Below are 4,396 nucleotides of genomic sequence, written 5' to 3' on the forward strand. Positions count from 1 at the left end.
TGGATGGTCTCAAGCGGCCTGCCGTGATGGTGTCCGATCTGTTTGCGAGCTGGCATTGGCGGCCTCACGGATTGTCTTGCCTGAAGCGTAGTCCGCCAATCCTCTATTGTCGAATGATAATCCGCTGGCCTGGTGGATTAGGCAAGAAAACAGCCAGATCATTCTGCCGCTCACTAGAGAGCTGCGCGCATCATGGCAGCCAATACTTCGCGGGGCATCGACGCCTTGTACGCCGCTTGGCTTGCTGTCCCGGCCGATTCCACTATTGCGCGGAGCAACCCATGACCACTCAGACTTTGACTGACCCTATGCCGAGGGAGGCCGGCGCCTGGGGCGCGGTGCTTTCCATGTCGCTATGCGTCGCCCTACTGATCGCTGCCGAATTCATGCCGGTGAGCCTGTTGACGCCGATCGCCGACGGGCTGGGCGCCAGCGCGGGGCAGATCGGCCAGGCGATCTCCATCAGCGGCTTTTTCGCCGTGGCGGCAAGCCTCGTCATAACGACGGTGGCGGGGCGTATTGATCGCAAATGGGTGCTGGTCGCCATGACCGCCCTGATGCTGGCCTCGCTGGTTCTGATTGCCGCCGCGCCCAACCTCGCGGTGCTGATGCTGGCGCGGGCGTTGCTCGGCATCTGCATCGGCGGCTTCTGGGCGCTGGCGACCGCGGTCATCATGCGTCTGGTGCCAGCCGAGCGTGTTTCGGCCGCGCTCGCGGTGATGTATACCGGGCAGACGGTCGCCGCCGCTTTCGCGGCACCGATCGGCAGTTATCTGGGCGGGGCGATCGGCTGGCGTGGCGTGTTCTGGATGCTGGTGCCGATTGTGGCCATCAACCTGCTTTGGCAACTGGCCGTCTTGCCGTCGTTGCCCGCCGGGCAGAAACAGTCCGTCCGTTCGCTCCTGTCCATTCTGAAAAGGCCTTATTTTGCCCGTGGCATCGCCGCCGCGATCTTCACCTTCGCGGGCGCTTTTGCGATGTTTACCTATCTGCGGCCTTTTCTGGAAACCGTCACGGGCGTCGACGTAACCGTATTGACCCTGCTTTTTCTGGTGCTGGGCTGCGCCGGCTTTCTCGGCACCTGGGCGGGCGGCAAGCTCGCGGGCGCCCACGTCATCCGGCTGCTGCAAATGATACCGGTGACGATGGGCTTGGCCACGCTGGGTCTGCTTGGTTTTGGCCAATTCCTCGTCGTGGCGGCCGTGCTGCTGGCGATCTGGGGGATCATGAATACAGCCATGTCGATCGCTTGGATGGGCTGGATTTCACAAAATATGGATGACGCACCGGAGGCCGCGGGCAGCTTGATGGTCGCGGCGATTCAGGCCGCCATTCTGTGCGGCGCCGCCCTCGGTGGCACGCTCCTGGACCACATCGGTATCGGGGCCACCTTTACCGGAAGTGTCGTCTTGTCCGCCATCGCCGTCCTGCTGGTCGGGTCGGGCAAACGGCTGCTCAAGACGGCGTAACTCGAGCCGGGCGCGCGCACTGCCTGGCATACCCATCCACTGGGCCAGACGCTGATCGTCACGGCCGGGTGCGGGCGGGTACAGCATTGGGAAGGCCCGATCGAGGAAATCCGGCCGGGCGATGTGGTTTGGTTTCCCCCGGGCGAGAAGCACTGGCATGGCGCCGCGCCGACCACGGCCATGACCCATATCGCCATTCAGGAACAGCTCGATGGCAAGGTCGTCGACTGGATGGAAAAAGTCACCGACGAGCAATACAACGCCGAATCAGGGACCGAATAAACAGCCGATTTTTCCGGTTGCATCACCGTAGCCTGGAAACCCGCTCCCCCGGGCTTACCCAACACTCCGCAATTGACGCTCGGACTCATGACGATCACATTGGCATAGTCGGTAAATGCCGTGGCAACCCTGTTGTCTGATATATTATATTTGAAGCAATTTAATTAGGAGGAAACCAATGCTGCGCAACTCAAATAACCAAAAACGAATCGCGCTGACCGGTGCTCTGGTTCTCGGCACGGCGCTGGTCGCGTTGCCGGCGATGGCCGCGAACGACACCCAGCACCTGCGGGGCCAGATTACGGCTGTTTCGGACAGCGGGTTCACCATGACCACGCAGTCCGGCGACAAGCGCCAGATCAAGTTGTCGTCGAAGACACAGATCGCCACGGCCACCAAGGGCGACCTATCGAACATCGAAAAGGGCACCTTTATCGGTACCGCGAACGTCGAAAAAAACGGTGAGAACCGCGCTTTGGAAATGGTGATCTTTCCGCCGTCCATGAAAGGCACGGGCCTGGGCGACTACAGCTGGGATCTGTCGCCGTCGATGGTCGGCCAGTCCGCCGGCGGTAGCCAAACGGCTGGCGGTTCAATGACCAGTGGGTCGAGCATGACCAACGGCACCGTCAGTTCGAAGTCTGGTGGTTCGATGACCAGTGGATCGAGCATGACCAACGGTACGGTCAGCTCCAAGACCAGCGATTCGGGCTCGTCCATGGCTTCGGGTTCAAGCATGACCAACGGCACGGTCAGTTCCAAAACGAGCGGTGGTTCGGGCTCGTCCATGGCTTCGGGCTCGAGTATGACCAACGGCACTGTGACGCAGTCCAGCGGCGGTAACCAGTCGATCACGCTTACAGTCGATTACGGCAAGGGCAGCAAGAAAATCGTGGTGCCGGCGGACGTGCCCACCGTCAAGCTCCAGCCCGGCAGCAAGGACGATCTGAAAAGCGGCGCTCATGTGTTCGTTGCCGGCCCGCAGACCTCGGGCGCGTTCAACGCCAAAAAGATAATCGTCGGCAAGAACGGGACCGTGCCGCCGATGTAGTTCAGTAGCATTGTCGCCTGCACGAAAAGCGGCGCCTTCGGGCGCCGCGTTTTCATCGGTACCGGTCGTTCAATGCCCACAGCCGCGCCAGGGTGTCCGCATCCGGTTTGCCGTCGATATTAGCGGGGCGGAAATGCATCTGGAATGCGCGTAATACCGTTTGCGTGTGCCGATCATAGATGCCGGTCACCGATAAATCGTAGCCGTAGTGCGCGAGTTGACGCTGGATCGCGCCGATATCCGGCAGGTTGTCGGCAAATCGTTGATAATAGAACGCCACGCGCTGCGGATCCGGCCAGGCGCCGATGCCCGCCTCGTACAGACGATGCCAGGGAAAAGCCGGGCCGGGATCGATTTTGCGCCCCGGTGAAATGTCGGAATGGCCGACCACGTTGGCGGGCTTGATGTCGTAGCGTTCGACGATATCACGCGCCAATGCGATCACCGCCCGGATCTGGGCATCGCCGTAGGGTTGCCAGCGGCGCACCGGGCCGGGGGCGTTGAGCGGTCCGAGATTGACGATTTCGATGCCGATGGAACTGTCGTTGATATGGTGCCGCCCGGCCCAGCTACTTACGCCGGCGTGCCAGGCGCGCTCGTCTTCGGGCACGAGCTGGCGCACGATGGGCTCACCGTCGCGCGTTTTCGGATCCGGGCCGACCAGATAATGCGCGCTGACGTGTGGCCCGGTCAGCACACGCAGCGCCCGTCCGGCGCGATCGCTGGTGTAGTGCAGCACCAGAAAACGCACGCGATGATTGTAGGCTGTGGCGTGCACGCTCTGATCGGCCCAGTAGCCGGAGCGTTTGATCAGCGTGGCCGGCGGCCCGCAGCCGGCCAGCCCGGCCAGGGCGAACAACGCCAGCGGCAATGTCCAGCGCCGCATCGGCCCGATACCGAGCGGTTTCACGAATGCGGTGCAGCGTCGACGCCTCGGGGCTGATCCTTGTCGTCGTAGCGGATCTCGGTCTTGCCGTGCGGCTTGGGCCGACCGCTCTCGTCGACCGAGACGAACACGAGTTCGTCGATGGTCAGGATCGACTTGCGGGTGATCTTGTTGCGCACCTCGCAGCGCATGGTCAGCGAAGTGCGCCCGAATTTCGTCGCCATGATGCCCAGCTCGATGATGTCGGACTGGATCGCGGTCGACACGAAATTGATTTCCGAGATGTACTTGGTGACGATACGCGGGTTTTCGAGCTGGACGATCGCGTAAATGGCGGCCTCTTCGTCGATCCAGCGCAGCAGGCTGCCGCCGAACAACGTGCCGTTCGGGTTCAGGTCCTCGGGCTTGATCCACTTGCGCGTATGAAAATTCATAGGTTCGTTCCGGCTGGTGACCCGCGTATTCTAGAAGGTCGCGCAAAGCCGGGGGAAATCGACCGATCGTTTGGAACCGCCATTGGCCAACCACACGCAGCAATCAAGCGAAAGCCGGTTCGAGCGCACGCAGACCCGCGATCGACACCGGCTGACCCGGCAGTTTAAAAAAGCCGGCGACGCCGCGACACGCGCGAAGATCGAACGACGCATCGCGGCGAGTGTCGCCATAACCGAACAACGCGCGGCCGCGCGGCCGCCGATCACGCTTGCC

The 4,396-nt window shown here is 62.0% G+C and carries 5 protein-coding genes and 1 pseudogene; 4 read left to right on the top strand and 2 right to left on the bottom strand.

What is annotated here, in order from left to right; all coding sequences use genetic code 11:
- The 3 genes and pseudogenes from VFJ08_RS14860 to VFJ08_RS14870 all read left to right on the top strand — a co-directional run.
- Positions 1 to 1,469 (top strand): MFS transporter (locus VFJ08_RS14860; RefSeq protein WP_324998007.1); only part of this gene is annotated, 1,469 nt, incomplete at its 5' end.
- Between the two features lie 3 nt (positions 1,470 to 1,472).
- Positions 1,473 to 1,751 (top strand): annotated as a pseudogene (locus VFJ08_RS14865) ((R)-mandelonitrile lyase); the annotation flags it as partial.
- A gap of 178 nt (positions 1,752 to 1,929) precedes the next feature.
- A complete protein-coding gene (locus VFJ08_RS14870; protein ID WP_324998008.1) occupies positions 1,930 to 2,802 on the top strand; it encodes a hypothetical protein in 873 nt (290 codons plus the stop codon).
- A 52-nt stretch (positions 2,803 to 2,854) separates the two neighbouring features.
- On the opposite strand, the gene VFJ08_RS14875 is transcribed toward VFJ08_RS14870, so the two are convergent.
- Positions 2,855 to 3,712 (bottom strand): N-acetylmuramoyl-L-alanine amidase, encoded by an 858-nt coding sequence (locus tag VFJ08_RS14875; protein ID WP_324998009.1) that lies wholly within the window; start codon positions 3,710 to 3,712, stop codon positions 2,855 to 2,857.
- Positions 3,709 to 4,122 carry an acyl-CoA thioesterase gene (locus tag VFJ08_RS14880; protein ID WP_324998010.1) on the bottom strand — a complete coding sequence of 138 codons (414 nt, stop codon included), beginning with the start codon at positions 4,120 to 4,122 and terminating at the stop codon, positions 3,709 to 3,711. The genes VFJ08_RS14875 and VFJ08_RS14880 overlap by 4 nt, the downstream gene beginning before the upstream one ends.
- Before the next feature lie 82 nt (positions 4,123 to 4,204).
- On the opposite strand from VFJ08_RS14880, the gene VFJ08_RS14885 reads away from it, so the two are divergent.
- On the top strand, positions 4,205 to 4,396 hold a 192-nt coding region (locus tag VFJ08_RS14885; protein WP_324998011.1), incomplete at its 3' end, for a hypothetical protein.

Source organism: Salinisphaera sp., from assembly GCF_035690525.1.
Taxonomy (GTDB): Bacteria; Pseudomonadota; Gammaproteobacteria; order Nevskiales; family Salinisphaeraceae; genus Salinisphaera.

Excerpts from the sequence above, each read along its gene's own strand:
- VFJ08_RS14870 (WP_324998008.1), top strand. The coding sequence starts at position 1,930 with ATGCTGCGCAACTCAAATAACCAAAAACGAATCGCGCTGACCGGTGCT.
- VFJ08_RS14880 (WP_324998010.1), bottom strand. The coding sequence starts at position 4,122 with ATGAATTTTCATACGCGCAAGTGGATCAAGCCCGAGGACCTGAACCCG.